Genomic DNA, 25,968 nt, shown 5'->3' on the forward strand with positions numbered 1-25,968 from the left:
TCGCGCCACCCGCGGAGGAGACACCGTGCCCGCCGAGGACATCAACACCCAAGCCTGGACCGTGTACGGACAGCGCCAGCTCAGCCGCTCGCACATGCCACCCATCCCCGAACAGCTGTCCTGGGCACCGTGGGAGGGGGTCGGGCCCGGTGCTGAAGTCCTGGGCGACATCGCCGGCCGTCGCGTCCTGGACATCGGCTCCGGCGCCGGCCACCACGCCGTGTATCTCGCCCAGGCCCACGGCGCGCGCGTCACCGGAATCGAGCTGTCGCCCACCCAGCACGAGCGCGCCGCCTCCACCCACGCAGACGTTCCGGGCGTGGAATTCGTGCAGGCAGACCTGGTCGACCACCTCGCCGAGGCCGAACCGTTCGACGCCGCGTACGCCATCGGCACCCTGGCGTTCATCGACCCGCACCGCTCCCTGCCCGCGCTGCGCGACGGTCTGCGCCCCGGCGCACCGCTGATCCTCTCGCTCCTGCACACCGACCTGCACGACCGCGGCCCGTCCACCGCGGTCGCACCGCGCGAGCAGATGATCCTGCTCAGGGACGATCCGCCACTGGCCACCCAGATGTGGGTCCTGACGCCGCAACTGTGGGAGGACCTGCTCACCGAGTACGGCTTCCACGTCGAGGCCATCGACCTGTTGCGCCATCCCGATCACAGCGCGCCGGTCGTGCAGCAGCTCATCCGGGCCCGCCGCCTTGCCGCCCGGCCCGCACGCCTCTCCAGCCGCCCTCGCAGTGCCCAGCCCCCTGTGCCGCACGCGGCCGTCGGCGTCGGCGCGATCCTCCTCGGCGAGCAGGGAATCCTTCTCGGCCGCCATCGGCGCGGCACCATCGAACTGCCCGGCGGTGCCGTGGAGGCCGGGGAGTCCTTCGAAGCGGCGGCGGTCCGTGAACTGCGCGAGGAGACCGGCCTGATCGCCCGCCTGGACGACGTCAAGCCCCTGGGCACGCTCGTCGACCACGCCGGGGGCGTCCTGCGCGTCACGGTGGGCGCCCTGGTTCACGCGTGGCAGGGCCAGCCGACCACCCAGCCGGACGAGAGCGTCGGCGACTGGGCCTGGTATCCCCTGGACCAGCTGCCCGACGGCCTGTTCGTATGCAGCGCGCAGATCCTCACCGCCTGGCGCCCCGGCCTGCCCATCGACCACTCCCCTGCGCACTTCACGCCCTTCGCCTACCGCACACCTCACTCCACGTCCCCGACGGACGGCCTCGCATGACAGCCACCCTCGCTACCCGCCGGCGCGTGGTGCGACCGCGTCCGCCAGCGGCCCCTCATGATGGCGACGAGCCTGGTGTGCGCGGCGCGGCAGTTGGCTGGCGGGCGCCAGGGCCACTACGCGCACCTGCGCCAAGGCGTGGTCGACCGCCTCCAGCACGCCCAGCAACTCCTGCCGTCAGGACTCCGCCTACTGATCGTCGAGGGCTACCGTCCGCCCCCCCTCCAGCGCGCCTACTTCGAGGAGTCCGTCAGCATCGGAGCCACAACAGGGGCCTGGACAGGACCGGCTCAGCTTCACCGTCGCCCTGAGCGCCGCCCGCGACCAGGTCACCACCGCCTCCGGCATCCTTCCCTCCGGCACTGCCCAACTGGTCGGCACCATCGGCCGCGCATTGCTCGACAACCTCCTGCCGGCGCACCGCCGCCAGCGCCTGAAAGCAGCCTCAAGAGCCACAGCACGTACGCCCCGAACACCGCCCAACACCCCGCCACCGCCCAGACCTACACCTTCCACACCGAGATCGCGATCGCGGAGAAGGGGCTTGCGCCCCGCTGCGGACACAGGAGGAAATCGAGGGGGCCCGGAAGGACGAAGACCGCCGGTCACCGTTGTTGAGATTCTCGCCGTTGCGGCGGAGATTCCTTCCGCCGCAACGGCGGGCAACCACCGCCGAGGTGACCGGCGATCTTCTGACACGGCACGACCTGGTGCAGGACCAACCGACAGGCCAACGCCTTCCGCGCCGGCGCGACGCAGGCCTCGCCCGCAGAAGCGCAACCACTGTGGCCCCGTGAACATCCGCAACAACCTGTGAACGTCTCGTTAACTGACGTCAAGTTAGGTAGGGCCGCGCTCCCCCACGTCCCGGGAGAGAGCGTCGACGTTCATGGGATCGCTCCCATCAGGGAGCTACTGGAAGGAGTCTCGTGGCTACGAGCACACGAACCCTGCGACGGAGGCTGGCGATACCCTTGCTGGCCCTCGTCCTGGCCGGCGGCGGCACGGTCGCCACTCGGGGTACGGCAACGGCGGCACCCGCCGAGCCGGACACCTCGGCAGGCAGCGGTGTCAGCTCTGGACTGCGACCCGAAGGAGATCGGGTCGACTTGACCGGGGGCGCCGGCCGGTTCAGACCGGGCCAGACCGGTAAGACCGAGGCAGAGCAGAAGCAAACGCCCACCGGCCGCACTCCGTACGTTGTGGAGCTCGCCGAAGATCCGGTGGCGACGTACACGGGCAAGGTCTCGGGGCTGGCCCGGACCCGCCCGGCACCGGGCGAGCAGCTGGAACCGCAGTCGGGGGCGGCGAAGGCGTACCGGAAGCACCTGGGTACCCAGCGGACGGCCGTGGCCAAGGCAGCCGGCATTGCGGTCAACGAGGTCTACACCACGGCCTTCAACGGGTTCTCCGCCACGCTGACTTCCGCTCAGGTCAAGGCACTGAAGGCGGACAAGCGGGTCCGTTCGGTCACCGAGTCCCAGATGGTCAGTCTCAGCCAGGCGTCCCTTGGTGACACCACGCCGCAGCCGACGACTGGCACAGCAACAGGCACAGCCGGAACAGCCACGACTGCGGCATCAGTAACCGGCGCCCAGGCGACCAGCGCGCAGAAGTCCACCGCGCGGAAGCCGGGCAGAAGCACCGGCGCCGGGACCGTGATCGGCGTCCTGGACACCGGCATCTGGCCGGAAAGCCCGTCGTTCGCCCGGAAGATGTCTGCCCCGGCGGGCTGGCACGGCACCTGCCAGACCGGCTACAAATTCGCCGCCGAGCACTGCAACGGCAAGATCATCGGCGCCCGGTACTTCGCCGACACGGTCCTCGCGGCCAATGGCGCGCTGCCCGAGGGCGAGGTGCTCTCCCCCCGGGACATGGTCGGGCACGGTTCGCACACGGCGTCCACCGCCGCCGGCCTGCCCGTCGACGACGTCACCATCTCGGGGCGGAACTTCGGTTCGATCTCCGGTGTGGCCCCGGACGCGCAGATCGCCGTCTACAAGGTCCTCTGGGGCGGCATGGGGTACGACGCCGACATCATCGCGGGCATCGACGCGGCGGTCGCCGACGGCGTACAGGTGCTGAACTACTCGATCGGGACGGTCTTCGGGGACAACGAGCCGAACACGCCGATCGGCAACGCCTTCCTCAACGCCACGCTGGCCGGAGTCTTCGTCACGGCCGCGGCCGGCAACGCCGGCTTCAGCAGCGCGGTCAGCAACACCCAGCCGTGGGTCACCACGGTCGGCGCGGCGGTGACCAACGTCAACGCGGGAACGGTCCGGCTCGGCGACGGCACCACGATCACCGGTGCCTCCCTGGACGTGCTCCCCGGCGGCCGATCCCTGCCGCTGGTCTTCGGCAAGCAGGCCGGCACGTTGGAGGAGGGCTCGGCGTACTGCTTGCCCGGCAGTCTGGACCCGGCGAAGGTGAAGGGCAAGGTGGTCGCCTGCGCCCTGGACAGCCCGTACGGCGCGGTTCAGGAGCTCAAAGCCAAGGGCGCCGCGGCCATGGTCCTCTTCGCCCCGAACGGCAACTTCAAGGTCAGCAGCGTCTACGGCTTCCCGGTGCTCTACCTGAACACCAAGGAGCAGGCCGGCAAGATCTTCAACTACCTGATGAGGCACCCGGCCGACGGCACCGCACGACTCACCTCGAGCAGCGACGGCTCCAATGCGCCGAGCGTCGCGGACTACTCTTCGACGGGGCCGGACAAGATGCACTCCGGGCTCATGAAGCCCGACCTGGTCGCCCCCGGCAGCGACATCATCGCGGCCGTCTCCCCGCCGGGGAACTTCGGCCGGCAGTACGACGCGTACTCGGGGACCTCGATGGCGGCCCCGCACGTGGCCGGTGAGGCCGCGATCCTGCGGGCCGAGCATCCCGACTGGTCGCCCGGCGCGGTTGCCTCGGCGTTGCACACCACCGCAGACACCGTGGTCAACACCAGCCCGCTGGCCCAGGGCAGCGGGCTGTCGTCGCTGAAGCGGGCCGCCGATCCGGGGCTGGTCATCGAGCCGGACGTCAAGAGCCTGATCGCCTTCAGTGAGGCGGCTCAGCCCGACGGCCGCGAGCTGAACCTGCCGTCGATCGCGCTGCGCGAGTACGACGGGACCAAGCCGGTGGTGTTGACCCGCAAGCTGACCAACGTCGGCAGCAAGCGGGAGACGTACCGTGCCTCGGCCAGCGGGCTGGAGGGCATGCAGGTCAGCGTCTCACCAGCAGTGGTGACGGTGGCACCGGGCAAGACCGCCTCGGTCACCATCACCCTGCGGCGCGGCAGCGCACCGTGGGACCGCTACGTCACCGGCGCGATCACCTGGCGCAGCACCGCCCATCAGGTACGGATTCCGGTCGCCGCGCGCCCGTGGGGCATCACGCCCCGGCAGTACGACGACAACCTGGAGGAGTTCGGCCGGCTCGCCAGCGGCGCCTACGGCATGATCGAGCCGGGCTTCACCGGCCCGGTCTCCGGCCGGTCGACCGGTTACGCCCCCCTACAGTGGGAGTCGTACTCGATGCCGACCGGGGTCCGCGGCGGGGTCTTCGACCGGAAGGCCCTCGGGGTGCGTGCGCACTCCTTCAAGGTGCCGGCGGGCAGCGCCGGAATCGTCGTGAAGGCCGAAACCGACGACCCGGACACCAACCTCGACCTCTGGTTGTACAAGGGCGACAAGCTGGTGTACCGGAGCGCCGCCAGCTGGAGCAGCTCCGAGCGGGCCTGGGTCTTCATGCCGGAAGCGGGCACGTACACGGCGTATGTCTTCGCACAGGACTCCGGCGGCCCGGTCGTCGACTACCGGCTCGGCCACGTCGTCCTCAGCCGTAACGGCCACTACAAGCCGGCGACGCTGGCACTGCCGACCGCAGTGGAGCGTGGCACGACACCGCCGTACAAACTGCGGCCGGACGCTCCGCTGAAGCCGGACCTCGAGTACTGGGCGTACACCGAGTTGCGCACCAAGGGGCAGGTGGTTCCTGGCCAGTTGGTGTCCACGACCCAGGACTCCTGGCAGTGACGCGGTAATCCCCCCGGGGGCCACGGCTACCCGAGTGGCCGGTGGGGCGGGGCCGAGCGGCTCCCGCCCCACCGGCTCGCTCATGTCCCGGACTCCCCGGAGATCGCCCGCCGCAGCGGCGTCGGCATGGGCACCCTGTACCGCCATTGAACAGCGGAAAGAAGACCTGGTGCGTCTCGTCCAAAGCCGACGCCTCGGCCGCACGCGCCCAAGCGGCGCAAGTCCGCATCGTCGCAGACGCCTACGGAGCGGACGCCGCCTCACGCTCGCGTCTGGTAGACGCCATGCTCGACCGTCAAGCTGGCAATGCCAAATGGTGGCGCAGCCGCCTACAGGGGAATTCCCCGGAAACCACCGATCCCGACGTGATCTGCGAGCGTATCGCCTGGTCGGAACGGGAGTACGCCTTCACAATGGCCCACCGCGAAGAGTTCTCCGTCGCCCTCCAGCGACATTGAGGAGGAAAACGGTCCGAGGCGCAGCGCTGCAAGTGCAGTCCGTCGGCGCTACTGGCGCTGCACTGAGCTTCAGTGAAGATCCGACTGGACCTCGGTCAGTCGATGCCTTCGACGATGCGGAAGTCGCGCTCGACGCCGTCGGAAAGGGCGACCAGCGCCTCCTGGTAGGCCGCACTCTCGCGCGCCGCGACGGCCTGCTCGAAGCTGTCGAACTCGATCAGGACGGTGCGCTCGGCGATTCCGGCGTCATGCGCCACGACCCGACCGCCACGGACGAGGACCCGACCGCCCCCCGCCTCGACGGCCGGGCGGGCCAGCTTGTTGTACGCAGCCAACTTCTCAGGGTCTGAAATGGTGCGGTAGACGCTGACCCAGTAGCCCTTGGGCATGGAACCTCCAGTGTTGGGATGAGTGCATCTGACTTACGGGTTGGTCTCGGACGAGCGTCGGCGGGCGAGAGCGAGGCTTGTCAGCGTCGTGATCACCATGGCGCCGATGCCGACCAGCGCCGCGGTGGTGTAGGCGCTGTCGTCGGGGAAGAGGTGGCCGGGGCCGGTGCCCGCGGCGAGGATCAGGCCGCCGATGGCGCTGCCCAGGGAGTACCCGACGCTGCGGACGACGTAGTTGAAGCTCATGGCGCTCGACGTCTCGCTCCTGGGGGTGACGGCCAGGATGACGCCAGGCATCGCGGCCGAAAAGCCGCCGACGCCGAAGCCGAGCACGCCCATCGCCGCGAACAGTTCGGCCAGGTCCGACCGGGCCGCCGCGAACAGAGCGAACCCGCCGCCGACCACGACGGCGCTGCCGGCCAGGAGCAGGGGGTCGGCGATCCGCGACCGGACCCGCGGCGTGAGCTTGCCGGCGACGAACCCCAGCACCGAGAACGGGATGAGGACCAGCCCGGCGACGAAGGTCGTCAGCCCGAAGCCGTAGCCGGCGGCGTGCGGCGTCTGCGCGTACCGGGTGATGAGCGTGAGCAGGAGGTACATGCCGATCCCGCCGACGAACATGGCGAGGTTCGCCCCGGCGACCGCCGGGTGCCGCACCGCCCGCACATCGACCAGGGGCGTCGTGCTGCGCAGCTCGATGACGGCCCAGACGCAGAGCAGCACCACCGCGACGACGGCGAGGCCCGCCGCCACGGCGAGGTGCCGGCTCCACAGATTCCGTTCGCCGGCGAGGAACAGCACCAGCAGCAGCACAGCGGCCAGGACGACCGCGCCTGCCACGTCCACGTGGGCGGAGCGGCCTTCGGGGGCTTCGGGCATGGAGCGCCACGCGGTCAGGAGGGCGGCGGCGGTGACGACCAGGCCGAGGCCGTAGGCGGCCCGTACCCCGCCGAGCTCGGCGAGCAGTGCGGCCAGCGGGTAGCCGACGCCGGCCCCGATGATCGAGACCACCGAGATCAGGGCGATCACGGCCGCGCTGCGCTCCTCGGGGAGGTGGTCCCGGGCCACGCCCATCATCAGCGCCGTCAGCCCGAGCCCGACGCCCTGGGCCGCCCTGCCGGCCAGCAGCCACGCGAACGGCAGCGGCAGCACGGTGAGCGCGCTGCCGGCGACGACGACCGCCAGCGTGGCGAGGATCGTGGCCCGCCGGTGCGGGCCGGCTCCGAGCCGCCCCAGGACCGGCGTGGCGACGGCGCCGCTGAGCAGCGCGACGGTCAGCGTCCACTGCGCGCTGCCGAGCGAGACGTGGAACGAGGTCGCCACGCTGGTGATGAGCGGCGTCCCGAGGCTGGCGACCGCCGCCACGACCAGAGCGATGAACATCAGGGCGGGGACCAGCAGCCGCGCCTCGGAACGCGCCACTGAGAACGCCTTCACCGCGACCCCGCCGACCGGCTGCCCGGTCACTGCGTCGGCCCTTCGCGGTCCTGGCTTTCGAGCTCTGCCAGATGCTTCAGCGCCGGAAGGGCCGCCACCAGCGCCTCGACCTCGTCGCCGGTGAGCTCGCCGATCAACCGCTCGAACGCGTGGACGCCCGCCTGGCGCCGCGTCCGGACGTAGGAGGCGCCGGCCTCGGTCAGGCACACCAGCGTGACCCGCTTGTCGGACGCGTCGCCCCGCCGCTCGACCAGGCCGGACTCCTCCATCACCCGGACCAGGGCGGTCATCGCGGGCTGGGTGACGCCCTCGACCGCGGCCAGATCGGTGATGCGCCGCGGGCCGGTCCGGTCCAGGGTGGCCAGCGTGGCGGCGGACGTCAGGCTCATGTCCCGGGGCAGGCGTCTCGCGGCCCTGGTGGCCAGGCTGTAGAGGGCTGCCCCGATGGCGGCGGACGCGCCAGGAGCGGTGCCTTGACGACTCATGCTCGAAGCATAGCATTTTTATATTCATAGTTTATGGAAATGGTCGACTGACGCGGGCGGCCTCGATCCGCACCCGCGACGGCGGCCGGCCATCGCGCTCGGTGCGCGGCGGGAACCTGCCGCGCCCGTCGACCAGGAAGTGCTCGTCCAGCACCTCCGGCGCGTGGTGGGCCATGGCCGTCTCAGTGCCCTGCGACAGGATGGCGGCCCGCGCGCCCGCCCACGGCGTTCCAGCAGTACCTCGACAAACGAGGACTGCCCCGGCCCCTGTGGTGGAGGCAGGGTAAATGACCTCGAACCTCAAGATTCCCGACAGAGTCGCTCACTGCTAGCGCGTGGTGCACTTGGGGTAGCTCGACCCCTCGACGCAGTTGCCGTAGGCGCTGCTGCTGACGTCGATCTCTTCCTCGTCCCCGCCCTTCGTACGGACCGTCAGTTCGTACTCGGTGTGGCAGCTGCGGGTCTTCTTCGTGCCCTTCTTCTTCGTCTTGCACTCGTAGTCCGTGTCCTTGCTGACGACAGTGCCGGTGACGGTCTTCGACTTGCTGCTGCAACCGGCCAGTGGCGCGGTGAGTGCGGCGACGGTGAGCAGGACTGCGAGCGTGCGCTTCATGTGGTCTTCCCCCGGGACGTCGTGAGTTGGGCGGCGTTCTCCGGACGATGGTGCCCGATGCGCCGTCACGTCGGAACGGCGGGGCCGTATGCGAGTCCGGTCATTGTGACGGGAAAACGGGCCGCGGTCGGCTGCCGTGACCCGTTTCCTTTTCCATGCCGCCGAGGAGGCCCCACATACTCCTCGCGGGAGCCGTTGCTGCCGCTGGTCACGTCGTTGAGGGCGGACGTGCCGGCCGCGTTGTACGGGTGCTGCGCCGGGTAGTCGCTGCTGCGGCTCAACACCCGCTCCACGACAGCCAGTTCGTCCCGCTTGACCTGGACTTCCTGAACCTGCTTGGTCAACTGCTCGGCGAGGGCGTCCAGTTCGCTCCGGCGAGCGGTGCTCCACTGCCGCTCCTGCATCCCCGCAGCCTCCCGCGGTCTCATGGCGTGCCGACCGCGCTCCAACTGCTGGCCGCAGGTCTGGCCCGCGTTCAACACAACCAGCAGAGAGCACTGTGGAGTTCTGCCGACCCATCAGGAGACCCGGTGGGTCTGCCTACGGCTTGGACCTCAGGGTTGCGCCGTCTGCTGTGGCGGGCGCTGGAGCAGGGGTACCAGCCAATGTGCACCCACGCGCTGATCGATTACAACCGCCCCGACCCAGTCTCGGGACAGGGATCAGGATCAGGCCGAGCGGGGCGAAGAGCGGGGTGAGGGCGTCGAAGACCTCGAGGTGGTCGCGCGGCTGGTAGCCGGGTGCTCGGCACTCTTGCGGACAGTGGCTGGCCTGGCTGGCTTCGCCGCCGGCCTCCTTCCCGACCTCGACGCCGTCGTCTACGGCATGAGCACCGACTGGTCGTCCGGCCCGGTCGAGGGCCGCGTCAACGACCTCAAGGCACTCAAACGCAGCATGTTCGGCCGAGCAAAGTCACCGCTGCTACGCAAACGGCTCCTCCTGATCGCCGCCGGCCGCCGGCCGCGAACCGGGTTGAAGAGCCCTTGATCGACTTTCAGGAGCGCCTGCCCGGTCAAGGCTGCCCTTCCCCGCCTCGAAGCTGACGGTCCAGGAACTCGACCAGTCCCGTCTCCGAACGTACCAGCCGCTCGCGTTGCTCAGGGGGAAGGGATGCGAGGGCATCGACCAGAACCCGCTTCCGCGGGATGTGAACCATGTTTCCGGAGTAGAGCCTGCAAGTTGAACACCAGGCGAACCCGATGCAGCGCTCGAACATGGAGGACTCGGGCGGATAGAAACGGTATTGGTACGAGCGGACGGGCGTCCCGCATGCAGCACAGATCCGGCGTTCACCGTCCAGAACGGACCAGCCGCTCCCGACCTTGCGCCAGTGCTGCCGCCCGGCCGGTGCTCTTCAAGTCGTCATGTCCAGCATTCTGTCCGACCGAGGCTGCACGGCACAGCCGTCCGTACAAATCTTGGCCACCGAACACAGACCGTGACGGTCCTTGATCGGCTTCACGAAATCCGCGCCTGAACCATTCAGCCATTGCCGACAATCGCCTTCAGTTCTTGCGGAACACCCGCCGCCATATCGGAGGCCCGGACCAGAAAGGCGAGGCCAGGTTCGGAAGCACTGGAGTGTTCGACACCCGGAGATCCCGATGAATTCTGGCCGACGCTGGGGAGCGCGGGCAGCGGGATCTGGGGCCGGCGTCGGTGCGTCATCTGGAGTCCTTGCTGGACAACCACCTCTTCCCGATCCTGGGCAGTCGGCGGATGAATACGTTCGATCCGAGGGGTGGACGGGGTTCATCCAGACGATGGAGCGCAACGGTGTCGGTCTGGCCACGCAGTCCAACGCCTTCGACAGGCTGAAGGCGATCCTGCTGGACGCGCACCGGCTGGGCCTGTTCGACGACAACCCGCTGGCGGGCGTCAAGCCTCCGCAGTACGACCCGAAGCGGGCGGTGATCCCCTCGCCTGCCCTGCTGCGTGAGATACGTGCCGCCGGTGACGACAGCTTCCTTCTGGTCGCCGACCTGATGAGTGGCTGCGGTATGCGCAATGGTGAGGCGGCCGCGGTCAACCTCAACAACGTTGTCGCGGACGACGTCTACCGCATTACCGAGCAGGTCAACCTGATCACCCGCCAGTACGGCCGGCTCAAGCACCGCAAGGTGGGCGAGTACCGGGACGTGCCGTTGCCCGCGTGGGTGCGGGAGACGATCGAGTGGTATGCCGACAAGTACGGCACCGTGGACGGCTATCTGCTTCGTCATCCGAACGATCCGGGCAGGACGTTCCCGTATTACCACATCCACAATCAGTGGAAGAGGATCAATCGGGCGGGTGAGGTGGACATCCCCGAAGGGATGGTCATCTACGGGTTCAGGCACTTCTTCGCGTCCAAATGCCTCACCCATGGCACCCCCATCACCGACGTCGCGGAGTGGATGGGCCACAACAGCCTGGACATCACCTTCAAGGTCTACCGGCACCTCATGCCCGGCTCGATCGGCAAAGCCGCCAAGGCCCTCGACCTCGGCCTCACCACATGAACGGTCTCCCAAAACAGCCCAGTTCACGGCCAGAGACAACGTGAACGCACCCCGCTGGAACGCTGCCGCGCCCACAGACTGGGCCCGGCTTTGAACACCGTCAAACGGCACCCGCGCACCGGAGCCCGACCGCTGCGCCGAACGTCTAGGTGTGCTGGCCGGACAGGCTGGTGACGAGCGCGTCGAGGTGCCGAGCCCCTGGACAGTTCACCCCACGCACCTCGGCGGTCTCCATCGCGTCGTCAGAGCACAGAGCCGCGTGCCCGAGAAGGACCGCGTTACAACCCGGTGCGGGACGATGCGCCGCACCAGGCGGTCCCTGCCGGCCGCACACCCACCCCGCCGCTTCTGCGGTCTTCGCCGGACTCCCGCACTACATGACAGCCACGACACACCCTCGCGCGGATGAACCTAAGGGCCCGGAAAGCCGTCAATAAACAACGTCGGTAGTCACCCATGATCGACGTTGGCAACCACCTGATCCAAGCGAAAGGCCTCGCATGCCCCAGTACGCGCGAAGACGACGGTCGCGAATAATCATCGCCCTCGCGACGGCCGTGACCGTCGTCCTGGCCGTTGTGGTGACTGTGGCCCTGACGGTCACGACGTACGATCACACGTCGCCGCGAGCCGCCCGGAGCAAGGCGTCGGGATCGGTGGCCGGCGCCGTCGACTGCCGTAAGGCGAAGTGCGTGGCCCTCACCTTCGACGGCGGCCCCAGTCCGACGACCCCCAGGCTGCTGGACATCCTGAAGCAGGACGATCTGCATGCGACGTTCTTCGTGCAGGGCGCGGGACACATCGCCAAGTACCCCGAGATCCTCCGGCGTATCGCGGACGAGGGGCATGAAATCGGCAACCACACCTGGACTCACGAGATACTGACGCAGATCGACGCGGACGACGCCCGTCAGGAGCTGACCCGCACGCAGGACGCCATCGAGAAGATCACCGGCACCAAGCCCATCCTGATGCGTCCGCCGCAGGGCCGCACCAACCGCAAGGTGGCCAAGATCTGCAAAGAGTTGGGCCTGGCGCAGGTGCTGTGGAGCGTCACGGCCAAGGACTACGAGACGACCGACTCCGCCCTGATCACCAAGCGAGTGCTCGACCAAACGCACCGCGACGGCATCATCCTGCTGCACGACCTGCACAAGGGGACCGTGCCCGCCGTCCCGGGGATCATCAAGGCGCTCCAGCAGCGCGGCTACACCATCGTCACGGTGTCGCAGCTACTCGCCCCTGCCAAGCCCCAACCAGGGATGGTCTACCGGCCCTGAACACGATCACCCGGGCCCGCTTGAAAGCCGCCCGGCTGGACTGCACGCGTGACGCCTGACCAGCAAGGTCCATCTTGAAGCCGATCCGCGCTGCAGCCGCTTGTCCTTCGGGATGACCGAGGGACAAGCCACCAGCAGGCTCAGATTCATACCGGCCCTGCAGTTCCCGCACCCTGATGGGTCGTCAGGCTCTTCATGTGGTGAGGCCGAGGTCGAGGGCCTTGGCGGCTTTGCCGATCGAGCCGGGCATGAGGTGCCGGTAGACCTTGAAGGTGATGTCCAGGCTGTTGTGGCCCATCCACTCGGCGACGTCGGTGATGGGGGTGCCATGGGTGAGGCAGTTGGACGCGAAGAAGTGCCTCAACCCGTAGATGACCATCCCTTCGAGGATGTCCACCTCACCCGCCCGCTTGATCCTCTTCCACTGATTGTGGATGTGGTAATACGGGAGCCGCGCCGGGCCACCGCACCTCGCCCGTACCGGGGTCGCCGGCCAGGAACACGGGCAGGCGCGCCTCCTGGGCGACGGCGCGGGCCACCGGGCCCAGACCGACGGTCCGTAGGCGACCATCCTCGCCGTAGCGGCCGCCCATCGGCGGGCAGGCGATGACTCGATCCGGACTCGGCACGCGGCTCGCGACATTGATTGGGCGGCCAGGCAACAGGGGTGGAGCGGTCACCGCGCCTGAGTGCCGCCGCTCCTTCAGGCACCGGCCGCCGTGACCACGGCATCGGTGATGAAACCGAGCAGGAGGCCCAGCAGGAGGCACCAGGTCGTGAGTGTCTTCAGCCCGGTCCTGCGGGCGACCGCCAACAGTTCGATGACGACGTAGAGGATCGAGCCGGCGGCGAGGCCGAGGAAGGCGATCGACAGGGTGTCGTTGACCAGGTGCCGGCCGATGAGTGTGCCGAGGAAGGTGGGGCCGCCGCCGATCAGGCCGAGCCACAGCAGGGTCGGCCAGGACGGACGTTCGCCTTCGGCGGCCAGGGGGGCGACGATGCCGAACCCCTCGGTGGCGTTATGCAGGCCGAACCCGACGATCAGCAGGAGGGCGAGGGACAGTTCGCCCTGGGCGGCGGAGTTGCCGATGGCCAGGCCCTCGGCGAAGTTGTGCAGGCCGATGCCGGTGGCGATCATCAGCGCGAGCGAGCCCGCCTGACTGCGGGTCCTCGGTGCCAGCTCGGCGGTGGCGGCGGCACCGGGCCCGGTCGTGCGGGCGGAGGCGGCCCGGCGGCGGCTGACCCAGGCGTCGTAGTGGACGAGCCCGGCCAGTCCGATCGTGAGACCTACGGCCAGGGTGACACCCTCGGACGCGACGTTCGCCCATGCGTGCTTGCTCAGCGCCTCGTCGACCGGTTCCCAGGCGTGGGTCAGGACGTCCCATACGAGGAAGGTCAGGATGCCGATGGCCACGGCGTTCAGGCCCGCCTTGAGGCGCGGTGTGGGCGTGCGCAGGCGACCGATGGGAAGGCCGAGGTAGATGGTGAAACCCGCGATGGCGCCGAGCAGGGCGATGTTCGCGCTGGACATGGGGGACTCCGGTCTTTCGTGCACAGGAAGCACGCCGAAGTTAAGTCAGGTAAGGCTCGCCTAACAAGCTATGGAGCTCCGCTGCTGGGAGATTTGGCGAAACCATTACGGGCAGCGCGGCGCGGGATTCCGTTGCGGATGGCCTCCGTGCGCCGTTCGCTGGCTCTCGCGGCTGGGCCTGTCGCACGCCGAGGTCCGGGTTCACTGCGTAACGCGGCGTTGCCGTTGCTGGACGGCGCTGCCTGAAACGGCGGATTCCACGGCCGCCGCCGCGGTGACGGTGCATCGCTGTGATGACGGCGGCGCCCAGCGGCCTGGCAGGGGACGTCCCACACACCACAGAGTCCGCCGGGTGACGCGCGTCATGGGAGCCAGCCGAAGACCTTCATCACCGAGTTCAAACCGGTCGAGATCGAAGTGCCGGCGGTCGGAAGGACAGATTCGAACCCTGGAACGTCGACGAGCGGCAGCAGCACTGGACTGTCATGGACGCACTGCCCCTTTCAGCCGCAGGCTCACCCACGGGGAGACATCCGCATACCTGACCGCGCAGCCCGCGTGGTCCACAGCAGGACGAGCACCGCGGCCTGGATACCGGCGACGGCGATGACCAGAACGGGGACGGAGACGTCGTACAGCGCCCCGGTCAGTGCACCACCGGCCAGCGCTGTGACGCCCATGATCCCGGCGAAGACGCCGTACGCGGTGGCCCGGCGACCAGTCGGCACCAGGTCGGCGACGGTGGCGCGCAGAGTGGACTCCTGGACACCGACAGCGGCTGCCCACACCAGGGCACCCATCACCGCGATCCCCACCGTGTCGGTGAAGGCGAGGGGCAGGAACGGTGGCGGACCGTAGCGGAAGGATGACCAGGACCTGGGCGCCGAACCGGTCGTACAGCCAGCCAGTGGCCAATGCCGCCGGCGCGTCCGCGGCCATGGCCGCCGCGTACAGCACGGGCACCGTCGCGGTGGCCAACAGATGGCGGGTCACCAGGTGGTAGGAGAGCACACCAAAGGTGGCGAAACCAGTCAGGGTCGCGGCGGTGAAGGCCGCGTAGGCCCAGAAGGATCGCGGCAGCCTCGAGTTCTGGAGTTCCACGGGGGAGGGGGCTTCGGACACCGGTGTGGCGGCGTCCCTCTCGTAAGCGACCGGGTCGGGGCCCCTGGCCCGCAACCACACCAGCAGGGCGATGGCGGCCACGCCGGGCAGGGCAAGGACCCCGAGTGCAGGCGCATAGTCGTCACCGGTGAGAGCGAGGACGCCGGCCACCGTGAGCGGACCGAGCAATGCGCCGACCTGGTCCATCGCCTCGTGCACGGCAAATCCCCGGCCCCGCCCGGTGGCGGCGGTGGCGTGCGAGAGCAGCGTGTCCTTGGCCAGAGAGCGCACCGCCTTGCCGACCCGTTCGGCGACCACAAGGGCGCAGGCCACCCACAGGACGCTGGTCAGACCGAGCACCGGAACGCTGACCGCGGTCAGGACGTATCCGGCGATCGTCCAGGCCCAGAAGCGGCGGCTGCGGTCGGCCAGCGGACCGGAGACCAGCCGGAGTCCGAGCGCGGCAGCCTCCCCCACCCCCATGACCACGCCGACCACGGCCGCCAAGGCCCCCAGGTGGGCGAGCAGCGGGCCGGTGATCGAGCGAGCGCCCTCATAGACATAGTCCATGAGCAGGCTGACGGCCCCGAACACCACCACGAACCGCCACGGTGACAGGCGCCGGGCAGGTCCGTCCGACGGTGCGGACGTAGTGCGGGCGGGCTTCACATGTCCTCCCAGGCCGCTACTGAAGACGGGCTGTGGTTGCGGGCGAGAGGCTCTGCTCGGCCCAGACGGTCTTGCCGTCGAGCGAATAGCGAACGCCCCAGTTCTGTGCGAGTTGGGCGATGATGAACAAGCCGCGCCCGCCTTCGTCGATGGTCTTCGCGTGACGCAGCCGTGGCGCGAGGCAATTACTGTCGTGGACCTCGCAGGTCAGGGTGCGGTCCTTGATGAGCTGCAACTGGACAGGCGGTGTGCCGTAGCGGATGGCGTTGGTGACCAGTTCGCTGACGATCATTTCGGTGGTGTAGGCGGTTTCCTCATCGACTCCCCAAAGGATGAGCTGGTGGCGGGCGTGGGTGCGCGCCGCAGCAACGGCTTGGGGGTGGTGGTCGAGATGCCACGTGGCGACCTGGTCGGCGGGGAATGGGTGGGTGCGTGCGAGGAGGAGGACGATGTCGCTGTGGCGGGTGTCGTTCCGCAGCCGGTAGAGCACGTCATCGCACAGATCCTGCAGTGGCCGCTCAGGGTGGGCCAGCACCCGCTGGAGAGTGTCCGGTGACGGTGAGTTGCTCGGCAGTGACGCAGTGTAGAAGGCGAGGACGCTGCCTTCGGCGACGGAGATTGTGGTGGCGGCGAAGGGGGGTCCCTCGGCTGTGCCCAGAGGAGGTCCGGCGGGCAGGTCGGGCATCTCGGTGGTCCCGTCGGGATGGGCGATGACGGGTGGGGGATGGCCTGCCAGGGCGAGGGTGCAAGTTTGGGCGAGGGGGTCGTGGACCGCGTACACGCAGCTTGCCGTGAGTGGCATGGGATCGCCGGGCGGCAGAGCTGCGCGTTCCTCGGCGAGGCTTATGGCGGTGTCGTTGAGGCGGGCGAGAAGCTCGTCGGGCTCTAGGTCAAGAGCGGCCAGGGAGCGGGCGGCGGTCCCTATCTGTCCCATGGTGATGGCCGCATGGATGCCTTGTCCGGCGACTTCGCCGACGACCAGTGCGGTGCGGGCGCCGGACAGGGCGAAGGTGTCGAACCCACTGCCTCCCCCCGCCTCGGACGGCACGTGCAGGTGCGCGGTTTCCACGGCGGTCCGCGGGTCAGGGTGGGGCAGCAGCAGGTGACGCTGAACCGTCAGAGCGATGGTGTGTTCGCGGGTGTAGCGGCGGGCGTTGTCGATGCACAGCGCGGTGTGAGCGGCCACTGCGACGGCGAGGGTGACATCGCCCTTGTCGTACACGTCGACCTGGTCGGTACGGTACAGGCTCAGCAGTCCCAGCACGGTTCCACGCAGCGTCAAAGGTGCCGTGATGAGAAGGCGGGCACCGGATGCGCGGATCGCCTCGGCACGTGGCGGGTCGGCTGCCAGCCAGGGCGTGTCGGGGCCCAAGGGGACGAGACGGGGCTTGAGGTCGGCCAGCGTCTGGGCGTAAGGCGTCGAGAACGGCAGGGCGCGCACGTCGCCCACCGGATGTGCCTGGATCTGCTCCTCTCCGCCGCTGTGACCGAAGGCGGCACGGCGCAGTGGCACCTCCGTTCCCAGAGGGCTTGGGGGAGGTTCCTCACCGCGCACCACGGCGTCCACCACTTCCACCACGGCGATGTCGGCGAGGTCCGGCACCACTGCCTGCACCAGTTCCTGGCAGGTGGCCACCACGTCGAGGGTCCGTCCCACGTGCTCACGCACGGAGCTGAGGACACGTATGCGGGCACCCACCTTTTCGCGTTCGGTGACATCGAGCATCTCCGTCAGCACTCCCCAGATCCTCCCCTGCGAGTCCTCCAGCCAAGATGCTGAGACGGAGAACAGGTACTCCGGCCCCGGTGCACCCTTCGGACGCACCGCCACGAGGCGTCCCTCTTCGGGGGCGCCGCTCTCCAGCACGCTGTGCAGCATCGCCTCCACCTCACCGGGTGCGGAGAGGTCATACACGTCGGTGACGTGTCGGCCCACGATCTCTTCAGTAGGCGCCTCGTGCAGAGCCGGCCTGGTGAGATTGATCCGCAGGATGCGCAGCTCCGTGTCCAAGATCAGCAGGCCGGTGGGCGACCGGTGGAACAGAGCTTCCAGTACTGCAGCGCCCTCACCCGGCGAGACGGCTTCGTTTTGCGCCACGGCAACCCACCTCCACCATCCAGCCTGCACCTGGCCCCTATACGCCGCTCCCCGTCTCCCGAGACGTCTCGGACGTGGCGCCGTCGTTGCGGCCCAGCCGGCGATTGTCGAACGCTCGACGGCCCATTGCCGCAGTGCAAGGGACTGGGCCTTACCGGGCTCGCGGGACATCCCAGCGGGAACGTGGTCAGGGGGCGGTTTCCAGGGACAACGGGCACCTCGACAGCTGCATCGATCGTGGAAGCAGCGCCGGTAGCGTGGCCCATCGGGACCGAGCATGCCTGTGCGCTCGGACAAGGCCGGTCAGACCGCCCGGGTGGCAACATCTCTGCGCGGGCACCATGCGGTACAGGCCCTTGCGGTCGTCATGGCAGGTCTTCGCGAAGCCGAAGGCGAGCGCGACCACGAAGCACACCGCGATGCGGGCAGATCAGTCCTGGTGGCTGTAGGTGTAGAAGCCTTGTCCGGTCTTGACGCCCAGGTGGCCTGCGACCTGACACCCCAGTCACCTCGCAGCTACTGGCCCCCGACGCGCGACGCCACCCCGGCACACGCCGCGGCTGCTGCGGTCGCTGCGGCTGCGGTTGCCCTCCTGGCTTGGGGCCGGGGCAGCGGACAGATGAGACGGGCGCCGACCTGAGCGCCAGTACGTCCTCCGGCGGCGCGGGTGGTATCGAGCGCTCGTCGGATCACGCAGGCAATGGATCGCCCTGTCCCGCTCTCCGGGTACCGTCAGGGTATGAGTCATCCGCACCCCGAGCTGAAAGCCGCCCCGCCCCTTCCCGAAGGAGGGCTGCGGGTCATCGCCCTGGGCGGCCTGGGGGAGATCGGCCGCAACATGACCGTCTTCGAGCACGCGGGCAAGCTGCTCATCGTCGACTGCGGCGTACTCTTCCCCGAGGAGACTCAGCCCGGCGTGGACGTGATCCTGCCGGACTTCACCTCGATCCGGGACCGGCTGGACGACATCGTGGCCGTGGTACTCACCCACGGCCACGAGGACCACATCGGCGGCGTGCCGTACCTGCTGCGCGAGCGGTCCGACATTCCCGTCGTCGGCTCCAAGCTGACGCTGGCGTTCCTGGAGGCCAAGCTCAAGGAACACGGCATCCGACCGCGCACGGTGCGGGTGCGGGAGGGCGACCGGCGCGGCTTCGGGCCCTTCGACTGCGAGTTCGTGGCGGTCAACCACTCCATCCCCGACAGCCTCGCGGTCGCGATCCGCACCCGGGCCGGGATGGTGCTGCACACCGGCGACTTCAAGATGGACCAGTTCCCTCTCGACTACCGCATCACCGATCTACGCGCCTTCGCCCGCCTCGGCGAGGAGGGCGTGGACCTGTTCCTCACCGACTCCACCAACGCCGAAGTACCCGGCTTCACCACCTCCGAGCGAGAGCTGAACCCGGCGATCGAGCAGGTGATGCGCACCGCGCCGCGCCGGGTCATCGTCTCCAGCTTCGCCAGCCACGTGCACCGCATCCAGCAGGTCCTGGACGCCGCCCACCAGCACGGCCGCAAGGTCGCCTTCGTCGGCCGGTCGATGGTCCGCAACATGGGCATCGCCCGTGACCTGGGCTATCTGAAGGTCCCCTCCGGTCTGGTCGTGAGCACGAAGGAGCTGGAGAAGCTCCCGGACCACAAGATCACGCTGGTGTGCACCGGCTCCCAGGGCGAACCGATGGCCGCGCTGTCACGGATGGCCAACCGCGACCACATGATCCGCATCGGCAAGGACGACACCGTCCTGCTCGCCAGCTCCCTCATCCCCGGCAACGAGAACGCCATCTACCGGGTGATCAACGGACTCACCCGGTGGGGCGCCCACGTGGTCCACAAGGGCAACGCCAAAGTGCACGTCTCCGGACATGCCAGCGCGGGCGAGCTCGTCTACTGCTACAACATCGTCAAACCCCGCAACGTCATGCCCGTGCACGGCGAATGGCGACACCTGCGGGCCAACGCCGACCTCGCCATCCGTACCGGTGTCGACCCCGACCGGATCGTCATCGCCGAGGACGGCGTCGTCGTCGACCTGGTCGACGGGCGCGCATCCATCACCGGCAAGGTCCCCGCCGGCAACGTCTACGTGGACGGCATGGAAGTCGGCGGCGCCACCGAAGCGTCCCTCAAGGACCGCCTCACCCTCGCGGCCGAAGGCGTGGTCACGGTGGTGGCGATCGTCGACGCGGACACCGGCGCCCTCGCCGAGGCCCCCGACTTCCTGGCCCGCGGCTTCGTCCACGACGACACCACCTTCGAGCCGGTCATCCCCGTCATCGAGAAGACCCTGGCCACTGCGGCCGAGGAAGGCGTCGGGGACGCGCGCCAACTCGAACAACTCCTCGCCCGCGCCGTCGCGAACTGGGCGTTCCGCACCTACCGCCGCAAGCCCCTCATCATCCCCGTCATCATCGACGCCTGAACCAGAGCCCGACAGCACGGTCCCGGTTCCGGCCGCGGCCCCGCCGGCATCGAGGCCAGGCACGGGAGTCAGCAGCCACCCCAGCAGGCCGGGGTGGCAACGCACCCCACATGATGAGTCATCGGGAACACGTCCCAGGACAGGAGGCGCGAAAACCCGCAGTTCAGCTGCACGGTAGCCGCGCAGGACATGCGGCTCGCGCGCCCGGCGACGCTTGCAGCGACTGAGGTCAGGAAGTTTCGGGCCGAAGTCGCACCGGCCCGGGCTTCCACAGATCAGGGGCCGCGCAGCCATTGCTGCGCGGCCCCTGATCTTGTGCCGGCCCGGCACGAGATCAGGCGACTTCGTCCAGGTGGGCGGCAGGGCCCGCACGGGCGGCGGCCACCGGACGCGGCGTGCGCGATCCCTCGGGCAGGTCTGCGAGGTCAGGCCAGGTTGATGTTCTCGGCCTGCGGGCCCTTCTGGCCCTGGGTGACGTCGAACGTCACGGCCTGGCCCTCCTGGAGCTCACGAAAGCCTGTGGAGTTGATCGCGGAGTAGTGCGCGAAGACATCCGGGCCGCCGCCGTCCTGGGCGATGAAGCCGAAGCCCTTCTCCGCGTTGAACCACTTCACAGTTCCCGTAGCCATGGTCATGCCTTCCAGTCGATGAACGCCTCCCACTCCATGTGGCAGACGGAGGTGATCGCCCTGGTCCCTGCGGCACAGCACAGCAAAACGCCCACACCAGAGGCGTGGGCAAGAGGGAATTCCGAACCACGACAGCTGACGCAGACGCTACACGCCCACACGCCGCGTCACCACAGGAAAAGATCACTCCACAGGAAAAGATCACTCCGCACACCGAGACTGCGTGCGATGCCCGCCGGCGCTGACGGGCACGCTCATCTCATTCTGCTGCCGTTGGGTTCGCTGATTCGGCGGCGCGGCGATATTCGGCGTTGATGCGCTGGGCTTCCTCGAGCTGGTCTTCGAGGATGACGATCCGGCAGGCGGCCTCGATGGGGGTGCCCCGATCGACGAGTTCCCGGGCGCGGGCGGCGATGCGCAGCTGGTAGCGGGAGTAGCGGCGGTGGCCGCCTTCGGAGCGCAGGGGGGTGATCAGGCGGGCTTCGCCGAGGGCGCGGAGGAAGCCGGGGGTGGTACCGAGCATCTCGGCGGCCCGGCCCATGGTGTAGGCGGGGTAATCGTCGTCGTCGAGACGGCCGAACGTGTCATCTGCTGTCATTGCACCTCTCTGTGGAACGCGTCGAGGGGCCCTGGTGCCGTCTGGCACCAGGGCCCCGAAGGAACTACTACACCATCTGCCGGCCCTGACACTGCACCGGCCCTCTGTTTCCGCAGACCCGACCGAGACGCTGTCGGGGGCGCGGGGATCGCGTTTGCTTGACCGGAGACCACCTCACTATCGATGTCCTGCGGTACCCGGGTCCTGGACTTCCACCCGGGCGATCCTGATGGCGCTCGGCTCCTCCGTCCTTCCCTCTTGATCAACTACTCACTAACGGAAACCGCGGACTGCTGGTACTGCAAACTGCTGGCGGCCTCGAACAGCGCCGCCTTCGGCAGCCAGCCCCGTCGCCTGTCCTGCGTCTGCTCTGGCTTGGGACCCCACTGCCGAACCTCCCGGTGCGCGCGCCCGCAGCCGACGCCTTCACCGAGATACCGCTCACTGACTTCACTGCTGGGTACTGCGAACTTGCACTTACGGGTACTGCCACTGCGGTACTGCTCATGGCGGCCCCTGATCACTGCGGGCCACCCGGTCCGGCAGTCCCGTCGCCGTCCTGCAACCGCTCTGGCTTCGGAACTCCACCACCGCACCGTCCTGCGAACTGCAACTGCGGTACTGCTGCCCGGCAGTTCATTTCTGCCGGGCCTCGATCGATCTCGGCTACGAGAGAAACCATAACCACACCGCCACCCAATGTCTACTCCGGCTGGCATAGATTTCCGCATGCTCGAAGACAAGGTAATCCGCCTCGACCGGTCCATGGGTGGTTCAAGCAGCTCCGAGGCCCAGTCCGGCGCTCACAGTGACCCACCGCCGCGCAGCACGTCGGGCTGAGCGTGACGTCGCCGACCGCGCCGCCGCTACCGTCGGCGGGCACCGGCCAACACCGCGTCTCGTGAAGGACACCACCGACCGGGACGGACGCTTCCAGCCGTGACGCCCCGCAGGCCGGCCGTTGACGGGCGCGGCACGAGGGTCTGCGCCGCCCTCGACGATCCCGGGATGATCGAGCAGCTCGTGGAAGTGTGCACGCGGGTGCCGCGATCCGCGGGTCGACGCTCCTGCTGCCGCCTCAGCGCCTTGGCGAGTATCTGCTTCCTCGTCCCGGGTCACTCTCCCGCGCTCGCCCAGCCGGTGGCATCGCCGCGGATGGGCCGCTTGCGCGAACCGGCACGTCCCCGGCTCGAGCCAGACCATGGCTGCCGAGACACGGACTCACGGCAGCAGGTGCCGTCATGCGTCGACTGTGGTTCTCAGTCCCCTTCAGGCAAGCACTGCGGCTCTGCGGGGTTGGCGGGCACAGGGGTGGTGAGCTGTTGCCGTAGAACAGCGCACGAGCGTGTTCTGGCATGCAGGAGTGAGTGTCCGGGCTGCCGTGGGCGTGTGGGGAACGAGGGTTCCCTCGTCGAATGGGTGACCTTTGCGGGGGGATGGTCGTTGGGTTCGGTGGCGGGTTCTCCGGGCCCTAAGAGGGAGGGTGGCTGCGGTGGGTGGGCTGCGGGAGGTGGCGGCGCCGTTCGTGGTGCCCGGCCCGTCCGGGGTGGCGGTCCGTGACCGGCTCAAACACTTGAGTGCCGAGGACGAGAAGGTGCTGCGCCTGGTCGGTGACCACCTCGGTGCGCTCGCCTCCCGGGACCTGAAGGCTCGGTGTGCGGCCGGACTGGACGCGGTCGAGGACCTCGACTTCACCGCCGAGACCACCCGCGAAAAACACGGACGCAAAAAGCGGTTCCGCAAGCTGATCTCCGGCCTGCCCGTTGCCAGGCTGCGGGCCCGGCTCGTCAGCATGGCGGCCGAACTGGGCATCCCCCTGATCGCCGTGGACCCCGCCTACACCTCCCGGTGGGGCGCCCAGCACTGGCAGAGACCCTTCACCAACGAGAACAGGAAGACCACACGCCACCACGCGGCAGCGGTGGCGATCGGACGACGCGCCCTCGGGCACCCGATTCGGCGACGGACGGCACCGCCCCGCGACGACCAGAGCGATCGTCGCGGGCATCGGACCGCCCAGGCCGGACCAGGCACCCGGGAACGCGAGGAAACCCGCCCCCGCGTTCCCGGACCACGGACACGATCCGTGTCACCGGACACGGAGCGAACGCGGGCGACCAGGACATCCAAAACCGTTCGGAATGTCCGCAGTGAGCAGGCATGGGTCCAAGACTCACTCCTGCTCACTGAATAGGAACGGTGCCGAGCATCGCGGAGGCGTGCTGCAGCGAGCCGGGGATGCCCACAGGCGCGGCCTCGGGGAGGGCGCGGCAGGTGAAGCCGAGCTGAGTCATGGCCCGGAGAACTTCTGCGGCGCTGAAGTCACGGCGGTCCTGGCGGGTGATGACTTGACCGACTTGCTTGACGGGGTAGTGGCGGCGGCCGATGATCACCGATTCTCCGGTGACCGGTTCGGGCTTGATGCCCTTCATCGATTCCAGCACTCCGCCCTTGGTGAGTTCGAAGGGGAAGCGGGCGATGACGCAGCGCATGTGGCCTCACAGGGAGAAGGGAAGAACGGTCCGACCAGGGCGAGGCGTTTCAGTGGGAGAGGGCGAGGATGCCCGGGGCGCTGCCTTGCTCGTCTACGACTCGCAGAGCACCGAGCCGACGGGAGCGCATCACGTGCTCGGCTTCGCCATCGTGGTCACGGGTGAGGTGGACGATCCGTGGTCGTCGAGGATGTCACGCAGGCGGACGCGGTCCGTGTGAGCGCCGCTGTCGCGGACGGCGGTGAGGTCGGTTCGGGTCACCAGGCCGATGCGCTGGTCGTCCTGGTCGCAGACGACCAGTCGGCCCGTGCGTGCGGCGGCCATGACGGCCAGCGCCACCTCGACGCTCATATCGTCACAGACCTGCGGTCCGGCCGCGTCCATGACCTCCACCGCCGTCCTGTGCACGGGGTTGGCGTCCGCCGAGCGGGGCTGAGTCTGAATCAGCGTCAAAAGGTGCCTCCTGCGGAGATGGGTCAACTTTCCGATCACGAAGGTTCTAGGCCACCGTGTCGAGGACGGGCCGGCGTACGGGGGCGCGCCGGGTCGCCGAGGAAAGGCGGCGTCGGCCTCGGGAGGAGGCGCTGCGCTTGGGGCTTTCGACCACCGGTGCGGTGATGACGACCGGGATGCCGGACGGGGCCTGGGCGCCGGTGATCCGGCTCAGGGCCTCGTCTCCCGAGCGGATCTGGGTGGTCTGGGGCCTGATTCCGGCGTCCGACATGAGGCGGACCATGCCGCGGCGCTGGTTCGGTGTGACGAGCGTGACGACGCTGCCGGACTCGCCGGCGCGGGCGGTACGGCCGCTGCGGTGGAGGTAGTCCTTGTGGTCGGTCGGAGGATCGACGTTGACGACCAGGTCGAGGTTGTCGACGTGGATGCCGCGCGCCGCGACATTGGTTGCCACCAGCACGGTGACGTGCCCCGTCTTGAACTGCGCCAGTGTGCGGGTGCGTTGCGGCTGCGACTTGCCGCCATGCAGCGCGGCGGCGCGTACCCCGCTGTTGAGCAGGTCCTGGGTCAGCCGGTCGACGGCGTGCTTGGTGTCCAGGAACATGATCACGCGGCCGTCGCGGGCGGCGATCTCGGTCGTGGCGGCGGACTTGTCGGCGCCATGGACGTGCAGGACGTGGTGCTCCATCGTCGTGACCGTACCGGCCGACGGGTCGACCGAATGCACGACGGGGTCGGTCAGATAGCGGCGAACCAGCAGGTCGACGTTACGGTCCAAGGTGGCGGAGAACAGCATCCGCTGTCCCTCCGGACGCACCTGGTCGAGCAACGCGGTGACCTGCGGCATGAAACCCATGTCGGCCATCTGGTCGGCCTCGTCCAGCACCGTGATGCCCACGTGGTTCAGCCTGCAGTCGCCACGGTCGATGAGGTCCTTGAGCCGTCCGGGCGTCGCGACGACGACCTCGGCCCCGCCGCGCAGCGCGCCGGCCTGCCGGCCGATCGACATGCCGCCCACCACCGTGGCCAGCCGCAGCCTGACGGAACGGGCGTACGGTGTGAGCGCGTCGGTCACCTGCTGCGCCAGCTCGCGCGTCGGTACGAGGATCAGCCCCAGCGGCCGGCGGGGTTCAGCACGCTGCCCAGCGGTACGGGCGAGCAGGGCGAGGCCGAAGGCGAGGGTCTTGCCGGAACCGGTGCGCCCGCGGCCCAGTACGTCACGGCCCGCCAGGGAGTTCGGCAGCGTCGCTCCCTGGATCGGGAACGGTGCGGTCACACCCTGCTTGCCGAGTTCGGTCAGCAGGTGCTCGGGCATGTCGAGATCAGCGAAGCCCGCAACGGGGGGCAGCGCGGGGGTGATCGTCCTGGGCAGCGCGAACTCACCTTGCGCTGCGGCTGGCCGGCGGCCGTAACCGCCGGAACGGGCGGGGCCGCCGGAACGGCGCGATGCCTGCGAGCCCATGCGGCTGCCGCCCTCTCCGGCGTCGGCACTGCCGTGACGGGAGCGGACGTTCGTGCGTGTGCGGTTCATGCGGAACCTTCCTCGATGTGGCGCATAT

19 protein-coding genes and 4 pseudogenes are annotated in these 25,968 nt (G+C 68.9%); 8 read left to right on the forward strand and 15 right to left on the reverse strand.

Annotation, left to right across the window (positions count from 1 at the left end):
* Window positions 1–25 precede the first annotated feature (25 nt).
* The 3 genes from Q2K21_RS19160 to Q2K21_RS19175 all read left to right on the forward strand — a co-directional run bounded on the left by Q2K21_RS19160 (window position 26) and on the right by Q2K21_RS19175 (window position 5,708).
* The gene (locus Q2K21_RS19160; protein ID WP_310772516.1) at window positions 26–1,231 is read left to right on the forward strand and encodes a bifunctional class I SAM-dependent methyltransferase/NUDIX hydrolase; all 1,206 of its coding nucleotides are present in this window, start codon (window positions 26–28) and stop codon (window positions 1,229–1,231) included.
* A 929-nt stretch (window positions 1,232–2,160) separates the two neighbouring features.
* Window positions 2,161–5,250: a S8 family peptidase gene (locus Q2K21_RS19170; RefSeq protein WP_310772518.1), complete on the forward strand. Its 3,090-nt coding sequence runs from the start codon at window positions 2,161–2,163 to the stop codon at window positions 5,248–5,250.
* Between the two features lie 146 nt (window positions 5,251–5,396).
* Window positions 5,397–5,708 (forward strand): hypothetical protein, encoded by a 312-nt coding sequence (locus tag Q2K21_RS19175; protein WP_310772520.1) that lies wholly within the window; start codon window positions 5,397–5,399, stop codon window positions 5,706–5,708.
* Window positions 5,709–5,803: 95 nt separating this feature from the next.
* Here the strand turns inward: Q2K21_RS19175 and Q2K21_RS19180 are convergent, their stop codons facing one another.
* From Q2K21_RS19180 to Q2K21_RS19200, 5 genes are all read right to left on the reverse strand, one after another.
* Window positions 5,804–6,097 (reverse strand): DUF1330 domain-containing protein, encoded by a 294-nt coding sequence (locus Q2K21_RS19180; protein ID WP_310772522.1) that lies wholly within the window; start codon window positions 6,095–6,097, stop codon window positions 5,804–5,806.
* A 33-nt stretch (window positions 6,098–6,130) separates the two neighbouring features.
* Window positions 6,131–7,564 carry an MFS transporter gene (locus tag Q2K21_RS19185; protein WP_310772524.1) on the reverse strand — a complete coding sequence of 478 codons (1,434 nt, stop codon included), beginning with the start codon at window positions 7,562–7,564 and terminating at the stop codon, window positions 6,131–6,133.
* Window positions 7,561–7,923, reverse strand: a complete 363-nt coding sequence (locus tag Q2K21_RS19190) for a MarR family winged helix-turn-helix transcriptional regulator (RefSeq protein ID WP_310781089.1) — start codon at window positions 7,921–7,923, stop codon at window positions 7,561–7,563. The genes Q2K21_RS19185 and Q2K21_RS19190 overlap by 4 nt, the downstream gene beginning before the upstream one ends.
* A gap of 424 nt (window positions 7,924–8,347) precedes the next feature.
* Complete coding sequence (locus Q2K21_RS19195) at window positions 8,348–8,632, reverse strand: DUF2500 domain-containing protein (protein ID WP_310772527.1); 285 nt, start codon at window positions 8,630–8,632, stop codon at window positions 8,348–8,350.
* Between the two features lie 65 nt (window positions 8,633–8,697).
* Complete coding sequence (locus tag Q2K21_RS19200; RefSeq protein WP_310772529.1) at window positions 8,698–9,036, reverse strand: hypothetical protein; 339 nt, start codon at window positions 9,034–9,036, stop codon at window positions 8,698–8,700.
* A gap of 358 nt (window positions 9,037–9,394) precedes the next feature.
* Between Q2K21_RS19200 and Q2K21_RS19205 the strand changes: the two genes are divergently transcribed.
* The 3 genes from Q2K21_RS19205 to Q2K21_RS19215 all read left to right on the forward strand — a co-directional run bounded on the left by Q2K21_RS19205 (window position 9,395) and on the right by Q2K21_RS19215 (window position 12,413).
* Window positions 9,395–9,619 (forward strand): hypothetical protein, encoded by a 225-nt coding sequence (locus Q2K21_RS19205; RefSeq protein ID WP_310781415.1) that lies wholly within the window; start codon window positions 9,395–9,397, stop codon window positions 9,617–9,619.
* Window positions 9,620–10,395: 776 nt separating this feature from the next.
* On the forward strand, window positions 10,396–11,133 hold the full coding sequence (locus tag Q2K21_RS19210) for a tyrosine-type recombinase/integrase (protein ID WP_310772531.1): 738 nt from the start codon (window positions 10,396–10,398) through the stop codon (window positions 11,131–11,133).
* A 500-nt stretch (window positions 11,134–11,633) separates the two neighbouring features.
* Window positions 11,634–12,413 carry a polysaccharide deacetylase family protein gene (locus Q2K21_RS19215; protein WP_310772533.1) on the forward strand — a complete coding sequence of 260 codons (780 nt, stop codon included), beginning with the start codon at window positions 11,634–11,636 and terminating at the stop codon, window positions 12,411–12,413.
* Window positions 12,414–12,606: 193 nt separating this feature from the next.
* On the opposite strand, the pseudogene Q2K21_RS35815 reads toward Q2K21_RS19215, so the two are convergent.
* From Q2K21_RS35815 to Q2K21_RS19240, 5 genes and pseudogenes are all read right to left on the reverse strand, one after another.
* Window positions 12,607–12,855 (reverse strand): annotated as a pseudogene (locus Q2K21_RS35815) (tyrosine-type recombinase/integrase); the annotation flags it as partial.
* 261 nt (window positions 12,856–13,116) lie between these two features.
* Window positions 13,117–13,944 carry a ZIP family metal transporter gene (locus tag Q2K21_RS19225; protein ID WP_310772537.1) on the reverse strand — a complete coding sequence of 276 codons (828 nt, stop codon included), beginning with the start codon at window positions 13,942–13,944 and terminating at the stop codon, window positions 13,117–13,119.
* Between the two features lie 515 nt (window positions 13,945–14,459).
* Complete coding sequence (locus Q2K21_RS19230) at window positions 14,460–14,744, reverse strand: MFS transporter (protein WP_310772539.1); 285 nt, start codon at window positions 14,742–14,744, stop codon at window positions 14,460–14,462.
* Window positions 14,745–14,871: 127 nt separating this feature from the next.
* A pseudogene (locus tag Q2K21_RS35820) lies at window positions 14,872–15,615 on the reverse strand (MFS transporter); the annotation flags it as partial.
* 115 nt (window positions 15,616–15,730) lie between these two features.
* The gene (locus tag Q2K21_RS19240) at window positions 15,731–17,812 is read right to left on the reverse strand and encodes an ATP-binding SpoIIE family protein phosphatase (protein WP_310772543.1); all 2,082 of its coding nucleotides are present in this window, start codon (window positions 17,810–17,812) and stop codon (window positions 15,731–15,733) included.
* Window positions 17,813–18,551: 739 nt separating this feature from the next.
* Between Q2K21_RS19240 and Q2K21_RS19245 the strand changes: the two genes are divergently transcribed.
* Complete coding sequence (locus tag Q2K21_RS19245; RefSeq protein WP_310772545.1) at window positions 18,552–20,237, forward strand: ribonuclease J; 1,686 nt, start codon at window positions 18,552–18,554, stop codon at window positions 20,235–20,237.
* Between the two features lie 425 nt (window positions 20,238–20,662).
* On the opposite strand, the gene Q2K21_RS19250 is transcribed toward Q2K21_RS19245, so the two are convergent.
* Window positions 20,663–20,866 (reverse strand): cold-shock protein, encoded by a 204-nt coding sequence (locus Q2K21_RS19250; RefSeq protein WP_030052720.1) that lies wholly within the window; start codon window positions 20,864–20,866, stop codon window positions 20,663–20,665.
* Window positions 20,867–21,125: 259 nt separating this feature from the next.
* Window positions 21,126–21,464, reverse strand: coding sequence for a helix-turn-helix domain-containing protein (locus Q2K21_RS19255; protein ID WP_310772553.1), 339 nt, complete (start codon window positions 21,462–21,464; stop codon window positions 21,126–21,128).
* 1,672 nt (window positions 21,465–23,136) lie between these two features.
* Between Q2K21_RS19255 and Q2K21_RS19260 the strand changes: the two are divergent.
* Window positions 23,137–23,658: pseudogene (locus Q2K21_RS19260) on the forward strand (IS200/IS605 family accessory protein TnpB-related protein); the annotation flags it as partial.
* On the opposite strand, the gene Q2K21_RS19265 reads toward Q2K21_RS19260, so the two are convergent.
* The 3 genes and pseudogenes from Q2K21_RS19265 to Q2K21_RS19275 form a co-directional block, all read right to left on the reverse strand.
* Window positions 23,648–23,956 carry an SCO5918 family protein gene (locus Q2K21_RS19265; RefSeq protein ID WP_310772556.1) on the reverse strand — a complete coding sequence of 103 codons (309 nt, stop codon included), beginning with the start codon at window positions 23,954–23,956 and terminating at the stop codon, window positions 23,648–23,650. The pseudogene Q2K21_RS19260 and the gene Q2K21_RS19265 overlap by 11 nt on opposite strands.
* Window positions 23,957–24,005: 49 nt before the next feature.
* Window positions 24,006–24,409 (reverse strand): annotated as a pseudogene (locus Q2K21_RS19270) (CBS domain-containing protein).
* A gap of 46 nt (window positions 24,410–24,455) precedes the next feature.
* Window positions 24,456–25,940: a DEAD/DEAH box helicase gene (locus Q2K21_RS19275; protein ID WP_310772558.1), complete on the reverse strand. Its 1,485-nt coding sequence runs from the start codon at window positions 25,938–25,940 to the stop codon at window positions 24,456–24,458.
* Window positions 25,941–25,968: the final 28 nt, after the last annotated feature.

Source organism: Streptomyces sp. CGMCC 4.7035 (assembly GCF_031583065.1).
Taxonomy (GTDB): domain Bacteria; phylum Actinomycetota; class Actinomycetes; order Streptomycetales; family Streptomycetaceae; genus Streptomyces; species Streptomyces yaanensis.